Raw genomic sequence first — 17550 nt, 5'->3', positions numbered from 1 at the left:
GCTCCCGCCTGAACCCCGCCGGCTGTGCCGGCTGCACGCCCGCGTCCGGCTCGACCGGGAAGATCAACTAGAAGTCTTGCGCTTTCCCCAGGGATGGCGGCCTCGCAGCAGTCCGGAGCCGGCGGTCCGGCGGCGCCGGACGGACATCGGGGACCGGACCGCCGCGATCGTCGGCTGATCCTGCGACGATGGACGCATGGGAACCTACGTCGTGCTGCTCGTCATGGTGTTGCTGGTGGGACTGGCGGTGCTCGGCGGGCTGTATTTCCTGCTGTCCCGGGACCGTGTCCGCCGCTGACCGCCGCTGACCGGCGACGTCGGGCGGCGCCGCTCAGCCGGCCGGCGGCAGCAGTCGGGTGATGACGACGGACTCGCCGTCGAGCTCGACGCGGCCCGGCATGTAGGTGAAGCCGGGCGCCGAGGCCGCCGGCGCGTCGAAGGGCACCCCGTCGAGCGGCACCGCCTGCCGCTGCGACGACAGGTTGACGACGATCGCCACGTCCCCGCGGCGCACCACCAGCCAGCGGGCCTGTTCGTCGTAGGGGCACTCCACCGACGACCACGCCGGGTCCGTCAGCGCCGGCAGCTTGCGGCGCAGCCCGATGAGCCGGCGGTGCCAGTCCAGCAGGCTGCCGTGGCCCGGGCGGGTCGGCTCGGACCAGTCCAGCTTCGACCGCTCGAACGTCGCCGGGTCCTGCGGGTCGGGGACGTCGTCGGGCCCCCAGCCGTGCTCGGCGAACTCGGCGCGCCGCCCCTCGCGCACCGCGTCGCCGAGACCGGGCGCGGTGTGGTCGGTGAAGTACTGCCAGGGGGTGTGCGCCCCCCATTCCTCCCCCATGAACAGCATCGGGGTCAGCGCCGAGGTCAGCAGCAGGGCCGCGCCGATGCGCAGCAGACCGTCGTTGAGCTGCGCCGACGACCGGTCGCCCACCGCCCGGTTGCCGATCTGGTCGTGGTTCTGCAGGAACGTGACGAACCGGTAGGCCGCCGTCGTCGGCGGCATCGGCCGGCCGTGGGAGCGGCCGCGGAACGTCGAGTAGCCGCCCTCGTGCACGAAACCCTTCGTCAGCGCGTGGGCGAGCGTCTCGATCGACCCGAAGTCGATGTAGTAGCCCTGCCGTTCGCCGGACAGCGTCGCCCACAGCGCGTGGTGGGCGTCGTCGCACCACTGGCCGTCCAGGCCGTACCCGCCGGCCTCGGGGGCGACGACCAGCTTGGGATCGTTGAGGTCGGATTCGGCGACGACGAACAGCGGCCGGCGCACCTGCGCCCCGAGCCGGTGCACCGACTCGGCGATCTCCTCGAGCAGGTGCATCGCCCGACTGTCCTGGAAGGCGTGCACGGCGTCCAGGCGCAGCCCGTCGCAGTGGAAGTCCCGTAGCCAGGACAACGTGCTGTCGAGGATGAACGCGCGGACATCGTCGGAGCCGGGGGCGTCGAGGTTGACCGCCGGCCCCCACGGGGTGATGTACCGGTCGGTGAAGTACGGCCCGAACTGCGCCAGGTAGTTTCCGTCCGGGCCGAGGTGGTTGTAGACGACATCCATGATCACGCCGATGCCGCGGGCGTGCGCCGCGTCGACGAACCGCTTCAGCCCGTCCGGCCCGCCGTAGGGCTCGTGCACGGCGAACAGGCCGACCCCGTCGTAGCCCCAGCCGTGGTGCCCCGGGAAGGCGTTGACCGGCAGCAGCTCGACGGCGTCGATGCCGAGCTCGGCGAGGTGGTCGAGCTTGCCGATCGCGGCGTCGAAGGTGCCCTCGGGGGTGAACGTCCCGACGTGCAGCTCGTAGAGCACGCTGCCGGCCAGCGCGATGCCGCGCCAGCTCGCGTCCGACCAGTGGAACGTCGAGTGGTCGACCAGCCGGGATCGGCCGTGCACCCCCGCCGGCTGCCAGACCGAGCGGGGATCGGGCAGTTCCTCGCTGCCCCCGTCGAGTACGAACGCGTAGTCCGTGCCGTGCTTCGCGGAGGGGACGTTCACCCACCACCAGCCCCGCCGCCCGGCGGACATCTCATGGGTGGCGTCGCCGGCGGAGTCCGCCACGACCAGGCTGACCGTCTTCGCGTCCGGGGCCCACAGCCGGAAGGTGCTCATAGCTCCTGTCTACCTTCCACCGCCGCCTGACATGCCGTGTCCGTGACAACGGCCCCCACCGAAGGTGCCCGCACGACCCGGTTTCACCGGGTGAAAAGGCCCCCTGTGACCAGCCTCATGGCGGCGGGCGCACCAGGTGGGATCCGTGATCGGCCTCGTGGCGCATGCCCCGGCCCCGCCCCGTGTAGACGCCCGGCGGCGGCGGAGGTCGGTTCGCCGGAGGGGCCCGTTCGCGCCGGCCGGTGCCGGATCAGGAGCGGATGAGGAGGCTGACGGGGAAGTCGCGCAGCAGGCGCAGAACGTAGGCGGTGCCGCCGTCGTGGCGGCGGCCGGTCAGGACGTCGGTCCAGCGGCCCTCGGGCAGCGGGATGGTGGTGTCGCGCCAGCCGCCGCTGCGGCGCAGGCCGAGGACCAGGCGGGGCGCCACGGTGACCACCGACTCGGAGCGGGCGAAGGCGACCGCGTTCTCCGCGGCCGAGCCCGACGCCCACAGGGGGCGGTAGGTGGCCCGGTCGCCGAACCACTCGGGGTGCTCGCGGCGGGTTCGCAGCGTCCGGGTGACGACGAGCAGCTTCGCGGCGCCGGAGTCGTCGAGCACCGGTGGGCGCCGCGGCGTGCCGGTGTCCACGCCGGGCTCGGCGAGCAGCTTCGTCCGGTCGCCGTAGTTGACCGGGCGGCGGTTGTCCGGGTCGACCAGGGACAGGTCCCACAGCTCCTGGCCCTGGTACAGGTCCGGGACACCCGGGACGGTGAGCTGGAGCAGCTTCTGGGCCAGCGAGTTCTGCCGGCCGAGCTCGACGAGGGTGCCGATGTAGCCGGTGAGCACGGCGAGGAACTCCTCGTCCTCCAGCACCGACTCGATGTAGTTCGTCAGCGCGGCCTCGTAGGCGGGGTCCTGGTCGGTCCAGCTGGTGTAGACCTTCGCCTCGCGGACGGCCTTGAGCATGTACTGGGTCGCCCGCTCGGTGGGCAGCGGCCAGGCGCCGACGAGGGTCTGCAGCAGGAAGTAGGCGGTGGAGCGGTCCGGCCAGCCCTGCTCGGTGTCACGGTGACGTTCGCCGAGGCGGACCAGGCTGCCTGCGACCTCCGCCCAGCCGCGTGGATCCTCGGAGAGGACGGCGAGGCGGGCGCGGACGTCCTCGGAGCGCTTCGTGTCGTGCGTCGACAGGGTGGTCATCGTCAGCGGCCAGCTCCGCTGCACCGCCAGGTTCGCCTCGTGGAACTCGGTGACGGCGCTGCGCGGATGCCCGGTGGTGAACGCCGGGAAGCGCGCCGGGTCGCCGCCGACCTCGTTGAGGGCGATGAGCCGGGAGTAGCGGTAGAACGCCGTGTCCTCGATGCCCTTGGCCATCACCGGGCCGCACGTCTGCTGGAAACGCGTGACGAACTCGGGCGGACCGCCCAGGGCCAGGTCCTCGATCAGGTCGACCTCGGCGGAACGACCGGGCAGGTAGGACCGGGCCTGCTCGCAGGCCCGCACCACGTGGCCGCGGGCCTCCAGGCTCGGCGTGCCGTCCGGGCGGATGTAGGCCCGGTAGACGTCGAAGGCGGCCAGCACCTCGCACAGCGCTTCCCGCAGCCCGGTGCGGGTGAGGTCCGCGCGGGCCTCTCGGGCTTCCCCGAGGGCGAGCGCGGTCAGCCGGTCCACCTCGGGTTGCAGCACGCCGGCGAGCACGTCGAGCTTGGCGGCCCGCGCCTCGGCCTCGTAGTCGGGATCGGCGCGGGTGATCTCCTGGTAGAGCACGGCGAGTGGATGCCCGGCGACGGGGTCGAGGAACAGCCGGGTCAGCCGGGCGATTCCCTCGTAGCCGGTGGTGCCGTCGCAGGCCCAGGTGTCGGGCAGGGCCTCGTCATGCTCCAGGATCTTCTCGACGACGGTCCACACCCCGCCGGAGGCGTCGGCGAGCCGACGCAGGTAGCCCTCCGGGTCGGCCAGGCCGTCCGGATGGTCGATGCGCAACCCTTCGAACGTGCCCGCCCGGACCTGTTCGATGAGCAGCCGGTGGGTCGCGGCGAAGACGTCGGGTTCCTCCTGGCGCAGCCCGGCGAGGGTCGTGATGTCGAAGAAACGGCGGTAGTTCAGCTCGCTCGCGGCGACCCGCCACCAGCACAGCCGGTAGTACTGGGCGTCCAGGGTGGCGGCGACGTCGTCGGGGTCGGCGGTGCCGGGCGAGGTCGGCAGCACGTGGTCGTAGTAGACGACGACCCACGCGCCCTCGGTGTCCTGCTCGACGGAGATCTCCCCGGCGGCCAGGCAGTCCGCGAGGCCCGCGCCGAGGATCGGGACCAGCACCCGGCCCGGGTTGTCGGGCGCGGCCCAGTCGATGTCGAACCAGGAGGCGTAGGGGGATTCGGGCCCCTCGCGCAGCACCGACCACCAGGCCGAGTTCGCCGTCTCCGGGGTGACGGACATGTGGTTCGGGACGACGTCGACGACGATCCCGAGGCCGGCCTTGCGGCAGGCGGCGGTCAGCCGGCGCAGGCCGCCCGTCCCGCCGAGCTCGGGGTTGATCTGGCCGTGCTCGACGAGGTCGTAGCCGTGCGTCGAGCCGGGGGCGGCCTCCAGCACCGGCGACAGGTACAGGTGCGACACGCCGAGCGTGGCCAGGTAGGGAACGATCACGGCCGCGTCGGTGAAGGAGAAGTCGAGGTTGAGCTGGAGCCGGTAGGTCGAGGTCGGCACCACCCGCTCGACTCTGGGCCCGCCCGGTGGGGGGGTGGGCTCAGTCGACACGGCGCAGCACGACCGTCGAACGGGCGTCGATCTCGATCGGGTCGCCGGTCTTGACCACCTTGCCCACGTCGGCGGGGTCCAGGGCCGGGTGGGCCGGGGGGATGACCTCCAGAGTGGCGTCGATCTCCGCGGTGGACTTGCGGGTGTCGACGACCATCTCCCAGGACGCCCCGAAGCTCGGTGCCGGCACGCGGAAGGCGACGGGCTCGTAGTGCGCGTTGAAGTACAGCAGGAAGGAGTCGTCGGAAATCGGCTGGCCGAGCGCGTCCGGGTCCGGGATGCCGTCACCGTTGAGGTAGACGCCCAGGGAACGGGCGGTGCCGGACTCCCAGTCGATGTCGGACATCTCGGTGCCGTCCGGCCGCAGCCAGACGATGTCCTTCTTGGCCGGGTCGTCGGTCACGGCCGGGTCGTCGCCCGCGGCGCCGCGGGCCGTGGCGCCCTGCCCGCGCAGGGAGATCCCCTGGAAGAACCGGCGGCGCCGGAAGATCAGGTGATCTTTGCGCAGCCTGGACAGCAGGCCGACGAACTCGACCAGGTCGGCGTTGCGCTCGGTGTCCGCCCAGTCCAGCCAGGAGAGCGGGTTGTCCTGACAGTAGGCGTTGTTGTTGTCGTGTTGGGTGCGCCCCATCTCGTCTCCGGCGACCAGCATCGGCACCCCCTGGGACAGCAGTAGCGTCGTGAGCAGGTTACGGGTTTGCGTGGTCCGTAGAAGCAATACGTCCGGGTCGTCGGTCGGCCCCTCGACTCCGCAGTTCCAGGAGCGGTTGTCGTCCGATCCGTCCCGGTTGTCCTCCCCGTTGGCCTCGTTGTGCTTGTCGTTGTACGAGACGAGGTCGCGCAGTGTGAAGCCGTCGTGGGCGGTGATGAAGTTGATCGACGCCCAGGGGCGCCGCCCGCTGTTCTCGTACAGGTCGCTCGACCCGGTCAGCCGGGAGGCGAACTCGGCGATGCCATGGTCCTGGCCGCGCCAGAAGTCACGGACGGTGTCGCGGTACTTACCGTTCCACTCCGTCCACAGCGGGGGGAAGTTCCCGACCTGGTAGCCGCCCTCGCCGAGGTCCCACGGCTCGGCGATCAGCTTGACCTGGGAGACGACCGGGTCCTGCTGGACCAGGTCGAAGAACGACGACAGCCGGTCGACGTCGTAGAACTCCCGTGCCAGCGTCGCGGCCAGGTCGAAGCGGAAGCCGTCGACGTGCATGTCCGTCACCCAGTACCGCAGCGAGTCCATGATTAGCTGTAGGACGTGGGGGTGGCGTACCCGCAGGCTGTTGCCGGTGCCCGTGTAGTCCATGTAGTAGTGGGGGTCGTCGTCCACGAGCCGGTAGTAGGCGGCGTTGTCGATGCCGCGGAAGCACAGCATCGGCCCCATGTGGTTGCCCTCGGCGGTGTGGTTGTAGACGATGTCGAGGATCACCTCGATCCCGGCCTCGTGCAGGTTCTTGACCATGCCCTTGAACTCCTGCACCTGCCGGCCGTGCCCGCCGGAGGCGGAGTAGTCGTTGTGCGGGGCGAGGAAGGCGATCGAGTTGTAGCCCCAGTAGTTGCGCAGGTTCTTGCTGACCAGGTGCTCGTCGTGGACGAACTGGTGCACGGGCAGCAGTTCGATCGCGGTGACGCCGAGCTTGCGGTAATGGTCGATCATCAAGGGGTGGGCGATACCGGCGTAGGTGCCGCGGTACTCCTCGGGCAGCCCGGGATGGTTCTTGGTGAGCCCGCGGACGTGGGCCTCGTAGAACACCGACTCGTTGTAGGGCGTGCGCGGCGGACGGTCGCCGTTCCAGTCGAAGAACGGGCTGATCACGACCGACTTCATCATGTGCGGGCCGGAGTCGGCGTCGTTGACGCCGTCCGGGTCGCCGAAGGTGTATGGGAACACCGCCTGGTCCCAGGCGACCTCGCCGTCAACGGCCTTCGCGTACGGGTCGAGCAGCAGCTTGTGCGGGTTGCAGCGGGTGCCGTGGGCCGGGTCGTAGGGGCCGTGGACCCGGTAGCCGTAGCGCTGCCCCGTGGGCAGGTAGGCGTGCCAGACGAAGGCGTCGACCTCCTTCAGATCGACCCGGTCCTCCTGGCCCGCATCGTCGAACAGGCAGAGCTGGACCCGGTCGGCGATCTCTGAGAAGAGCGCGAAGTTCGTCCCCGACCCGTCATATGTGGCGCCCAGGGGATAAGGGCTGCCCGGCCATACCTGCGACATACGAACGAAGCCTACGGCCAGGAGGGACGCTCTGATTCGGGGGCGCACGAAATGTGAGGTCAGAGCCTCGACGATCATTGAGGTTTCATTGATCGGTTGCTGATGGCCGGGCCTAGCATGGAGTCATGGCCGACTGGGCGATCTGGGTCGTCGTCGCCGGCGCTCTGCTCGTCGGCGAGCTGTTCACGCTGGACCTGACGCTGGTGATGTTCTCGCTGGCGGCGTTGGTGGGCGCGGCCGTCGCGCTGCTGGGCGTCGACGCGGCCTGGCAGATCGCCGGGTTCGTCGTGGCGGCCGGCGGCCTCGGCCTCGGGCTTCGTCCGGTGGCCCGCCGGCACCTGCAGCGAACCCCCGAACTGCGCACCGGCACGGACGCGCTGGTGGGGGAGCGGGCGCTGGTGCTGGAGCGGGTGGACGGGGAGGGCGGCCGGGTGAAGATCAAGGGGGAGGTCTGGTCGGCCCGGTCGTACCCGACCACGACCGTGCTGGAGGTCGGCAGCGAGGGGCGCGTCCTGCGCATCGACGGAGCGACCGCCATCGTGCACCGATTCGAGATCTGACTCCGCGGCCCGGCGTCCCCGGCGTCCCCGGGGTCCCCGGGGTCGGTGGGGTCACGGCAAGGCCCACGGGCCCGACAGAGAAGGGGTACGTCATGGCAGGTGTCATCGTCGCCGTGGTGGTCGCGGCGGTAGTTTTGATCTTTTTGGTGCGGGCGGTGCGCATCGTCCCGCAGGCGCGGGCGATGGTGGTGGAACGCCTCGGTCGGTACCACCGCACCCTCACTCCGGGGCTGGCGATCGTGGTCCCGTTCGTCGACCGGGTGCGCGACCGCATCGACCTGCGCGAGCAGGTGGTCAGCTTTCCGCCGCAGCCGGTGATCACCGAGGACAACCTCGTGGTCGGGATCGACACGGTGATCTACTTCCAGGTCACCGATCCACGGGCGGCCACCTACGAGATCGCCAACGTCATCCGCGCCATCGAGCAGCTCACCGTCACCACGCTGCGCAACGTCATCGGCGGGCTGAACCTGGAGGCCACCCTCACCTCCCGCGACCAGATCAACGGGCAGTTGCGCGGCGTGCTCGACGAGGCCACCGGCAAGTGGGGCATCCGGGTCAACCGGGTGGAGCTGAAGGCCATCGACCCGCCACGTTCCATCCAGGACTCGATGGAGAAGCAGATGCGGGCCGAGCGGGACCGCCGCGCGGCGATCCTGACCGCCGAAGGTGTCAAGCAGAGCGAGATCCTGCGGGCCGAAGGGGAGAAGCAGGCGGCGATCCTGCGGGCCGAAGGCGAGCGTGAGGCGCAGATCCTCACCGCCGAGGGCGAGGCGAAGGCCATCGGAACCGTCTTCCGGGCGATCCACGAGGGCGACGCCGATCAGAAGCTGCTGGCCTACCAGTACCTGCAGACGCTGCCGCAGATCGCCCAGGGGCAGGCGAGCAAGCTGTGGATCGTGCCGAGCGAACTGACCGGCGCGCTCAGCGGCCTCGGTGGCCTGCTGGGCGCCGCCGCACCCGCACCCGCCGCTGCACCCGCCAGCGGCGGACCCAACGGGGCCGCACCGCAGCGGCCGGAGCCTGCCTCGGGTTGAGCTATCCGGATGAACCACCCCCCGGTCGGGGAGGGTGGTTGCTCCGGGCCGGTCTTCCGCCCAATTAGTCTTCCTTCCGGAAGGGGGTGGGGCTAGTCCGCGGAGCCGGACCATGGGACGATTTCGGCAAGCTATCCGGGGGCGAGTCGACAGGCGCAGGGGAAGGCGTTCCTCGTCGACGGAGGTCCCGCGTGGTCGCAATGTCCTCGACAGCTCGTGAGCTGTCATCCGGCTCGTCGTCCTTCGCCGTGCCGGGCAAGCTGGCGGTGCTCGCCTGTCCGCCGGCGCTGTGCCCGCACCTGGAGTTCGGCGCGTCCGGAGTGTTGTCGTCGCCTGTGTCGCTGACCTGGACGGCGCAGCCCGGCATGCCCGGATTCCTCTTCGCCGGGCTGGAGTGGCGCGCGTCCCCGGGCACGGCGGGCCGGGTCGCCGGTGCGCTGCGCCGGCTTGGGCACGTCACCTTCGAAACCGTCGAGGGGCCCTCACCCGGGTGTGACGCCGAGCGCTATTCCTATACCCCCGATCTCGGCCTGCACCGGGCCGCGATCGCCGCGAACGGCGATGTGGTGGTCGGCGAGGCCGCCCTGCGGGCGCTGCTGGAACGGGGCGAGGCTCGCGAGACCCTCGCCCGGGGCCTGCACCGCCTGCTCGGGACGGCCTGGGACGATGTCCTCGAGCCACTGCGCCGAGGCGCCCACGGAGCCCCGGTCACCTGGCTGCGGCGCACCGGCTAAACGACCCGCGCAGCCCGGCCCGCAGCCGTGTCGGGCCGCACCGGGTTGGGTGGCGCTGCGGATGGTCAGGGCCGCGCGACGCATCGACGCGGAGATGGTTGCGAGGGTGTGGCGAAGCCCACACCAGGGTAGCGCGGGTCTGACGGGCACATACCCCGGCGGTCGTGCGTTGTGGCTTGCGCACGACCACGCACAACCTTTCTGGGAGTTATTCAGTGGCCACCGATTACGACACACCTCGTACGGCTGACATAGAGGACGCCTCGGAGCAGAGCCTCGAGGCCCTCAAGGCGCGGCGGGCGGACGCGGCGACTGATCTCGGTGACGATGTTGATCCGTTCGAGACCGAGCTCGGCCTGCCGGGTGCCGACCTGGCCGGAGAGGAACTCAATGTCCGGGTGCTTCCGCGGCAGGCCGACGAGTTCACCTGCACGCAGTGCTACCTCGTCCACCACCGTAGTCAGCTCGTGGACGAGCGCCGCATGATCTGCCGAGACTGCGCGGCCTGAGGAGCCGCGTTCGGATAGTTCCACCGCATGGCCTCTGGCGTGGGCTCGCGACACGCCACGGCCGTGGCGGCGGCATGTCCGCCGGCAGCACCCCGTCGCCGATCAGTCGCGACGCACCCTGCGCGACCGGCCAGGATGCCTCAGGCGACGAGCACGCCTGCGTCCCGCATCGCCGCCACCGCCCGTTCGTCGTCGCCTGGGTGGAGGTTGACGAATCTGGTGTGGGCCAGCGGCAGCAGTACCGTCAGGCCCAGTAGGCGTGCGTCCAGCGCGCTTTCCCGGACGCAGTGGTCGCCGGCCAGGCCGACCATGACGAGCGTCGAGACGCCCAGTCGAACGAGCCGCTCTTCGAGCACGGTCGCTGACCGATGCCCCGAGGCCGGGTCGCGCACAGAGAAGGCGGAGTAGCCGTCGGCCCCGTCCACCCCTTTGCGGATCACCTCGCCGGTCACGACCAGATCGGGGTGGAACCCGGCGCCGGTCGTGCCCGCCACGCAGTGCGGCGGCCAGACACCGCCGTCGGTCACAAAGTGCGGGGTGCGCGCGGGATGCCAGTCCTGGCTGTAGAATACCGGGGACCCGGCGTCCACCGCGGCGGAGACCTCGGCGTTCACCCCGTCGATGATCTTCTCGCCGCCGGCGACATAGAGACTACCCGCCGGGTCGGCGAAGTCGTTCTGAACGTCCACGACCAGCAGGGCGACTCTCGGTCCGTAGCGTGCGGTCACCGTGGTGCCTCCCGTTGCTCCAGACAGCTCCTCCACTCGCGCCACCAGGCCGGGGTCGGACCGACCGGACCACCGCGAGCCAGCGCTGGGCCAGGGGCGCCGTGTGCGGATATGCCCCCACTGTCGTATCTCGACACGCCCGCGTCGATATCCCTGATCATGACGATCTGGCGGCCTAGGTTCGGAGCATGCGCAGCCGCGACTATAGCCGGGATGTCCTGGCACCCGCCGCCCGCACTCGCCCGGCTCCGCCGCCGGAGGTCGAGCTCGAACCCGACCTGGTGGTCGAGGAGGTCGCGACCGGTTTCTGCGGCGCCGTGGTCGGCGCCGAGCACAGCGCGGTGACGTTGGAGGACCGGCACGGCGCCCGTCGGGTGTTCCCGCTCGAACCCGGCGCCTTTCTGCTGGAGGGGCGCCGGGTCACGCTCGTGCGGCCTCGCCGCGCGGCGCCCGCCGCCCCCTCGCGTACCGCCTCCGGCTCGCTCGTCGTCGCCGGTCACCGGGCCCGGGTCGCCCGTGCCAGCCGCATCTACGTGGAGGGTGTGCACGACGCCGCCCTCGTCGAGCGGGTGTGGGGCGACGACCTGCGCATCGAGGGGGTGGTGGTGGAGAGCCTCGATGGCGTCGACGAGCTGCCCGCCGTGGTCGAGACCTTCCGGCCGGGGCCCGGCCGGCGGCTGGGCGTCCTCGTCGACCATCTCGTCCCCGGATCGAAGGAGAGCCGCATCGCGGCCGCCGTCGTCGGCGAGCATGTGCTGGTCACCGGGCATCCCTACATCGACATCTGGCAGGCGGTGAAGCCGGCGTCGATCGGCATCCGGGCCTGGCCGACGGTGCCCCGCGGGGAGCCGTGGAAGGAGGGGGTGTGCCGGGCGCTGGGCGCCGCTGAGCCCGGCGACCTGTGGCGCCGGGTGCTCGCGTCCGTCGACAGCTACACCGACCTGGAGGTGGGCCTGCTTGGCGCCGTGGAGCGACTGATCGACTTTGTCACGGCCTGACGGCTGCCCGCGTTGTCCCGCGCCGCCCCGTTCGGGCCGGATTCGGGCGTTCGCATACGGTGAGTGCGGACGGGGCAGCTCGACCCCTTCGTGGGCGGGAGACACGATGCCGGTGTGGATCAGGCCGACGCTTGTCCAAGCCGTCTGCGTGGTTGCCGTCGCCCTGGTGGCCGGGTTCGGTCTGCGGTTCGCGTTGACCGGCTCGGACGGGAACGGCGTCGGTGCCTCCACGCCCGGTGTCTCGCCCACCGTCGTCGCCGCGACGGCGCTCGCCGGCCGCACCATCGTGCTCGACCCGGGGCACAACGGCGGGAACAGCCGGGCGGCCACAGCCATCAGCCGGCCGGTGCCCGCCGGGGGCTTCGACAAGGAGTGTGACACCGTCGGTGCCGAGACCGACGGTGGCTATCCGGAGCACGCCTTCACGTTCGATCTCGCCCAGCGGGCGGCCGTGATCCTGCGCTCGCGCGGCGCCAGGGTCGTGCTGACCCGACCGGACGACGACGGGGTGGGCCCGTGCGTCGACGAGCGGGCGAGGATCGGCAACGACGCCGCAGCGGCCGCGGTTGTCTCCATCCACGCGGACGGGGGGCCCGCCCAGGGCCGCGGGTTCCACGTGATCGCGCCCGCGCTGAGCCCCGACCGGACCAACGCGGCGATCCTCGCCTCGTCGAGCCGGCTCGCGGGGACCCTGCGGTCGGCGTTCGGCCATACCACCGGCCAGCCACTGGCCGACTATCTGGGAAAGGAGGGGATGACGATCCGGTCCGATCTCGGTGGGCTGAACCTCTCCCGCGTCCCGAAGGTGTTCCTCGAATGCGGAAACATGCGCAACCGGACCGACGCCGCGGAAATCATCGATCCAGTCTGGCGGGCCCGGGCGGCGAGTGGCCTCGCCGACGGTGTGACCGCGTTCCTCCTGGCCGAGGGTGCACCGTCGGCGGTGCCGCGCTGAGGTGGCCGGTGGTGGACGTGCCGCAATAGGATTGCCTGTGCCGCAGCGGATCCGCGCGGGCGGGCGTCTCCCGGGCCGGCGGTGCAGCCACGCACGGACATGAAAACGGCCACTCCGCGGAGTGGCCGTTCGAAGCAGATGAAACGCTGTTCTGCGGGGTGGGCGATACTGGGATTGAACCAGTGACCTCTACCGTGTCAAGGTAGCGCTCTCCCACTGAGCTAATCGCCCGCAATGGATCAGAGGCGGAGGCGGGAATCGAACCCGCGTACAGGGCTTTGCAGGCCCTTGCCTAAACCACTCGGCCACTCCGCCGCGGGAGGCCGCTGGTACGGACCTCAAGCCCCTCTGTTCCCGAGCGGACGACGGGATTCGAACCCGCGACCCTCACCTTGGCAAGGTGATGCTCTACCAACTGAGCCACGTCCGCGCTGCACCGGCGTTTCCGGCGGTGCAGCTAGCACTCTAGCGGACGAACGGCCTCTGCGTCGAATGGCCCGCCAGACGTCGCGAGAATGTTGCGTTGGGTCAAGGTGCCCCACGTGAACATCGGGTTTCGCCCACGGCACGTCCACCACGCCGGTCGACGCTCGCGCCGGCCCGCTCCGAGGCCCCCCTCGCACCGTCGCCGGCCGGCGGGTCGTGGGGGAAGGCGGTAACATGATCGGAATGAGCCGGACGAACGTGGGCGCTCCGGAACCGATCGCCCGCGGGTCCACGGCGGTCCCGCGGTCCAGGTCACCCTCGTACCTGCTCGCCGGCGACCGGCTCGCCACGGGAGTCGTGGAAATCAGTGACGATCCCACGGTGTTGGAACGCGGTGGTTTCTGGGCCGTGGTCGTCGACTTCGAGGGAGCGCTGCGCTGCGTCCGGTTCGCCGACGTGCGTTCGGTGCCCGCCGCCGGTCCCGCGGCCCTGCGCCGCGGCCCGTGGCGTGGCCCGGACCCGCGGTCCTGGACGACCAGCCTCGATCACGCCGCCTACGTGGCGGGCGCGGTCGCCATCCGGGAGCGCATCGCCGCCGGTGACGTCTACGAGGTGAACCTCTGCCGGCTGCTGTCTGCGCCGCTGCCCCCCGCCGGTCCCGGTGGCGGACCGGTCGAACCCGACCCCGCCGCGCTCGCCGCGGTCCTCGCGGCCGGGAATCCGGCCCCGTACGCGCTCGCGCTGGACGTTCCCGAGGCAGGCCTGCGGATCGCGGGGGCCTCGCCGGAGCTGTTCCTCGAGCGGGACGGCGATGTCGTGCGCTCCGGGCCCATCAAGGGCACCGGGCGGACCGTGCGCGATCTTCGGGACAAGGACGTCACCGAGAACATCATGATCGTTGATCTGGTGCGCAACGACCTCGGGCGGGTGGCCCGGACCGGCAGTGTCACCGTGCCGGCTCTGTGCGCCGTCGAACATCATCCGGGCCTGGTCCACCTCGTGTCGACGGTGCGCGCCCGGCTACGGCCCGGGATGGGTTGGCCGGAGTTGCTGGCCGCCACCTGTCCGCCCGGCTCGGTCTCCGGGGCGCCCAAGTCGAGCGCGCTGCGGATCATTCGCGAGCTGGAGCCGGGGCCGCGCGGTCCCTACTGCGGCGGGATCGGCTGGGCGGACGCCGACAGCGGCCGAGGATGGCTCTCGGTCGGCATCCGCACCTTCTGGTTCGATGCGGACCGGCTGTGGTTCGGCACCGGCGCCGCCGTGACCTGGGGCAGCGACCCGCAGGGGGAGTGGCGCGAGACCGAGCTCAAAGCCCACCGGCTGGTGGGGTTGGCGAGCAACTGAGACGAGGGGGAGCTCCATTCACGCGCAGCATCCACCCGCCCGGCCAGGCGGGTGGATGCTGCGCGTGAATGGGATCCAGAACTGCCTCAGGTACAGGAGGCGATCCCCCTGTCGATACAGTGCCCGCACCGGCCTGCCGGGGTCGGGCTACGATCCCGACCCCGGTGAGATCACCGCTCGGGGCCGCCCCAGATCAGTAGGGCGAGTTCCGCATCAAGATCGATGATGTCGCTCTCGCCGCCGAGGGGCACAGCGGAATACGTCCGTCGCAGGAAGGCCAGCACTTCGGAACGCGGCATCTCGAACAGCGCGTGCCCCGAAGGACTGGACAGGGACAGGCAGACGATCCGCCCACCGGACTGGGCGGCCGGCCACACCTGCACGTCACCGTCCCCGGCCGGACGGCGGACGCCGTCGCTCAGGAGTTGGCGTGCGAAGGTCCACTCCACGACCTCGTCGGCTCCCGTGCGGAAGCCGATGCTGATCGCATACGGGTCGGCCGGCTCGTACCGGACCGTCGCGGCGACCGGCACCGGAGCGCCGCCGGGGACGACGAGTCGAAGGGCGAGTTCGGCGGTGATCGAATCGTGACGAATAGTCATCGGGCGGCCTCTCATGGTGCGTGGTGCGGGCGAGCACCCGTGTAACGGGATAGTTCCCTCTCCGAGTCCCGTTGGAAACAAGATTATGCCAAGACAACATCCGTTACGGCAGTTCGGACGAGTTGACTGGCCCGGAAGGGTGAACCTTTCCCGGGTAGATCCTAGATCGGTCGGCCGCTAGGTGTACCCCCGCCGCGGGCGGGCGGATGATTACCATCCGTAGCGTCCGAATGTCCCCCCGAGCATCAGGCCAACCTGCCAAGGCCGTTCCACCTTGGGCCTTCCCCGTCCGGGTGGTTCTCAACCTCGGCCAGTCGCGGCGAACCTGGCCCAGTCCGGCCACCGGGCGGGACGGCGGACATCGGCGTATCCGTCCACCGGGACCCCCTGCGCCGGCCCGGATCGGCGCCGTGTAGGGTAGTTCCATCACCTGCAAGGGCGTATAGCTCAGTGGTAGAGCGCTGCCTTCACACGGCAGAGGTCCGTGGTTCGAAACCACGTACGCCCACGCGATCTGCCTTGTCATGCTGCGCCCCCGGTGGGGGCTTGCAGAGGTTCCGCGCAATATCTGCCCGGGGGGGCGATCCCCCGGACCCCCCGGGTTTGTGGGGGTGGGGAATCTCGTTCTTTGAAGTGGTTTGGGGCGGTCTGGGGTGGCGTTGAGGGCATGGGGCGCCTTGGGGGGTCGGGCCAGGTTGCGGCAGGTGAGGTGGGGCGGTAAGGCGTGGGGAGCGCGCTGTCCTGGGAGCGTCGGGCGGCGGCTAGATCGGTGGGATCGGCGTTGGGCGAGGGTCTGAACGGAAACGGTCCGAGGGGGCGCGGGAAGCGTCCGGTGCGGGTGGTTCGTGCTCATGCTCGCGCCTTTGAGATGTGGCCGTTGGTGATCCGCAGCTGTTTCCCCTTTGGTGTCGGTTTCTGCGGCTGATTTACCTCGCCGCCTCGGCGGGCTCGCTCGCGGCGGGCCTGCGGTGGCGGGCCACTTCAAGATCCTTTCTCTTGTGGTGGGCCGGCTCCCTACCAGCGCAAATGCCGCTTTTTTCGCGATCCGGGCGCCCTGGCTGCGGGTCGGCCGGACCGGAATAATCTCCTCGCGACCCCACTTTGGTGCCATACCGGTGGGGGTGCTCGACATCGGGCCCGCGGACGGGGCGCCCACGTCGTCTCGAACGTCGTCCGACGGGCGGTGACAACGAGTGAGTATCGGCCGGAGCTGATGGCAGCGGTCCGACCGTCTGGCGGGCCGCCCGACGGTCGATTTCCCGGTCCGGGTAGCCGAGAAGAGTGGCCCAAATGCCGGAAGGTCCTCCGGGTTTGGGCGGCCATTTCCGCCTGGCTGGGCTACCCCGGGTGGTCTGGGGCGGACGGTGCCCCCTGGGACGGTGCCCCCTGGTCGCCGGCCGGCCGATGATCCCCGTGGCCGCCGTCTGTCCAGCTCCTGGCGGTGGAAGGCGAGGCGAGCCGATTGCGGCGGCCGATGAGGTACCGGTTGGCCCATCGTTGATCGTCATCGCTGTGCATCCCGCCCCTTCGGTGAGTTGCTCGGTGTGCCTACGAGTTCAGGTCCGGCCCGGCGATGTGCGCCCGGTTATTTCCGGGCGGCATGAGACCCGCCCTGTACAGATCGGCTTAACACCCGCTGCCCTGATCGGGCAGGGCGTAGCGGGTCCCTTTGTCGGCGCGACGTCTCGCAGGGGGTTGCGCCGGGCGATCTTTCCCGGGCGCGGTTCCCTTCGGGTGCGTCGCCGTGGCGACCGGGACGCCGTGGTTCGAAACCAAATACGCCACTCGGGGGAGACTGGCGGCGACCCCCCCACGCCGTCAGTCTCCCTCTTCCTCTGTGGGCGCGCACCTGCGCGTGAGCGTCATCGCCCTCGCCGGGGCCGCCTCATCGGTCGACGTCCTGATAAATTGGCGGGATGTTGGCCACCCTTCGAGGCGGATCGTCCGATGAAGGTGGCGGGGTTCGCGTCGCCTGGCCTGCTGTCTCCCGCCCAGCCGGCACTACCTGCGGGATCCCCCGCCCCGGCCGGGGCGACGCGGCCGCGGTGACAGCCCGGTGACCGCCCAGGTCTCGCCCGACGGGGTTCCGCTCGAGGAGCAGGCCGGGGTCGGCGGCCCCGACGCCTTCCAGCGTCTTTACACGCCCCACCGGATGGCCTACATCAAGGGCGAAGGTCGCGGCCGCGACGATGAATGCCCCTTCTGCTCCATCGTTGACATGTCCGACGAGGATGGGCTGGTGGTCGCCCGTGGGAAAGCCGTCTACGCGGTTCTCAACCTCTATCCCTACAATGCCGGGCATCTGCTGATCGTGCCTTACCGGCACGTCGCCGACTATGCCGAGATGAGTTCCGAGGAAATCGTCGAGATGGCCTTTTTCGTGCAGCGTGCTCTGCGCGCGCTGCGCACCGCCAGCGGGGCCCACGGTTTCAACACGGGCATGAACCTCGGGCACGTTGCCGGCGCCGGAATCGCCTCCCACGTGCACCAGCACGTGGTGCCCCGGTGGGGCGGCGACACGAACTTCATGCCCGTGGTGGGGGTGACCCGAGTGCTGCCCGCCCTGCTCGGGCAGACCCGGGAGATGCTCGCCGACGCCTGGGCAGGCGCGGCCCCGGCCGAGTAGCC

13 protein-coding genes and 4 tRNA genes are annotated in these 17550 nt (G+C 70.7%); 9 read left to right on the top strand and 8 right to left on the bottom strand.

Going from position 1 to position 17550, the window contains the following annotated elements:
- Positions 1–331 precede the first annotated feature (331 nt).
- The 3 genes from treZ to glgX form a co-directional block, all read right to left on the bottom strand.
- Positions 332–2095: a malto-oligosyltrehalose trehalohydrolase gene (gene treZ / locus G6R25_RS03820; RefSeq protein ID WP_163551823.1), complete on the bottom strand. Its 1764-nt coding sequence runs from the start codon at positions 2093–2095 to the stop codon at positions 332–334.
- Positions 2096–2345: 250 nt separating this feature from the next.
- Complete coding sequence (gene treY, locus G6R25_RS03815; RefSeq protein WP_163551851.1) at positions 2346–4781, bottom strand: malto-oligosyltrehalose synthase; 2436 nt, start codon at positions 4779–4781, stop codon at positions 2346–2348.
- 37 nt (positions 4782–4818) lie between these two features.
- The gene (gene glgX, locus G6R25_RS03810; RefSeq protein WP_163551821.1) at positions 4819–7029 is read right to left on the bottom strand and encodes a glycogen debranching protein GlgX; all 2211 of its coding nucleotides are present in this window, start codon (positions 7027–7029) and stop codon (positions 4819–4821) included.
- A 125-nt stretch (positions 7030–7154) separates the two neighbouring features.
- Here glgX and G6R25_RS03805 point away from each other — a divergent pair, with 125 nt between their 5' ends.
- The 4 genes from G6R25_RS03805 (at position 7155) to G6R25_RS03790 (ending at position 9869) form a co-directional block, all read left to right on the top strand.
- Positions 7155–7589 (top strand): NfeD family protein, encoded by a 435-nt coding sequence (locus G6R25_RS03805; protein WP_136447335.1) that lies wholly within the window; start codon positions 7155–7157, stop codon positions 7587–7589.
- 92 nt (positions 7590–7681) lie between these two features.
- Positions 7682–8626 carry an SPFH domain-containing protein gene (locus tag G6R25_RS03800; RefSeq protein WP_163551819.1) on the top strand — a complete coding sequence of 315 codons (945 nt, stop codon included), beginning with the start codon at positions 7682–7684 and terminating at the stop codon, positions 8624–8626.
- Positions 8627–8826: 200 nt separating this feature from the next.
- On the top strand, positions 8827–9360 hold the full coding sequence (locus tag G6R25_RS03795) for a DUF3145 domain-containing protein (RefSeq protein ID WP_165699159.1): 534 nt from the start codon (positions 8827–8829) through the stop codon (positions 9358–9360).
- Positions 9361–9575: 215 nt separating this feature from the next.
- Positions 9576–9869, top strand: coding sequence for a DUF4193 domain-containing protein (locus tag G6R25_RS03790; RefSeq protein WP_136447338.1), 294 nt, complete (start codon positions 9576–9578; stop codon positions 9867–9869).
- Between the two features lie 140 nt (positions 9870–10009).
- On the opposite strand, the gene G6R25_RS03785 is transcribed toward G6R25_RS03790, so the two are convergent.
- Positions 10010–10597 carry an isochorismatase family protein gene (locus G6R25_RS03785; protein WP_163551817.1) on the bottom strand — a complete coding sequence of 196 codons (588 nt, stop codon included), beginning with the start codon at positions 10595–10597 and terminating at the stop codon, positions 10010–10012.
- Positions 10598–10785: 188 nt separating this feature from the next.
- Between G6R25_RS03785 and G6R25_RS03780 the strand changes: the two genes are divergently transcribed.
- Both G6R25_RS03780 and G6R25_RS03775 read left to right on the top strand, forming a co-directional pair.
- Positions 10786–11595, top strand: a complete 810-nt coding sequence (locus tag G6R25_RS03780; RefSeq protein WP_163551815.1) for a DUF3097 domain-containing protein — start codon at positions 10786–10788, stop codon at positions 11593–11595.
- 106 nt (positions 11596–11701) lie between these two features.
- Positions 11702–12550, top strand: coding sequence for an N-acetylmuramoyl-L-alanine amidase (locus G6R25_RS03775; RefSeq protein ID WP_163551813.1), 849 nt, complete (start codon positions 11702–11704; stop codon positions 12548–12550).
- A 159-nt stretch (positions 12551–12709) separates the two neighbouring features.
- Here G6R25_RS03775 and G6R25_RS03770 read toward each other — a convergent pair.
- The 3 genes from G6R25_RS03770 to G6R25_RS03760 all read right to left on the bottom strand — a co-directional run bounded on the left by G6R25_RS03770 (position 12710) and on the right by G6R25_RS03760 (position 12980).
- Positions 12710–12781: transfer RNA gene (locus G6R25_RS03770), tRNA-Val, on the bottom strand.
- Positions 12782–12793: 12 nt separating this feature from the next.
- A tRNA-Cys gene (locus tag G6R25_RS03765) sits at positions 12794–12865 on the bottom strand.
- 42 nt (positions 12866–12907) lie between these two features.
- Positions 12908–12980 (bottom strand) — tRNA-Gly (locus G6R25_RS03760).
- Between the two features lie 254 nt (positions 12981–13234).
- On the opposite strand from G6R25_RS03760, the gene G6R25_RS03755 reads away from it, so the two are divergent.
- The gene (locus G6R25_RS03755) at positions 13235–14320 is read left to right on the top strand and encodes a chorismate-binding protein (RefSeq protein WP_473246876.1); all 1086 of its coding nucleotides are present in this window, start codon (positions 13235–13237) and stop codon (positions 14318–14320) included.
- A 170-nt stretch (positions 14321–14490) separates the two neighbouring features.
- Here the strand turns inward: G6R25_RS03755 and G6R25_RS03750 are convergent, their stop codons facing one another.
- On the bottom strand, positions 14491–14922 hold the full coding sequence (locus G6R25_RS03750; protein WP_009739629.1) for an SsgA family sporulation/cell division regulator: 432 nt from the start codon (positions 14920–14922) through the stop codon (positions 14491–14493).
- Positions 14923–15358: 436 nt separating this feature from the next.
- Between G6R25_RS03750 and G6R25_RS03745 the strand changes: the two genes are divergently transcribed.
- Both G6R25_RS03745 and G6R25_RS03740 read left to right on the top strand, forming a co-directional pair.
- Positions 15359–15430 (top strand) — tRNA-Val (locus G6R25_RS03745).
- A 1548-nt stretch (positions 15431–16978) separates the two neighbouring features.
- On the top strand, positions 16979–17548 hold the full coding sequence (locus G6R25_RS03740) for an HIT family protein (protein ID WP_136449423.1): 570 nt from the start codon (positions 16979–16981) through the stop codon (positions 17546–17548).
- The last annotated feature ends 2 nt before the right edge of the window (positions 17549–17550 follow it).

It is taken from the genome of Candidatus Frankia alpina, from assembly GCF_902806485.1.
GTDB classification, from domain to species: Bacteria; Actinomycetota; Actinomycetes; order Frankiales; family Frankiaceae; genus Frankia; species Frankia alpina.
The sequence above is the reverse complement of the archived record's forward strand: the minus strand, read 5'-3'. Positions and strand labels throughout refer to the sequence as shown.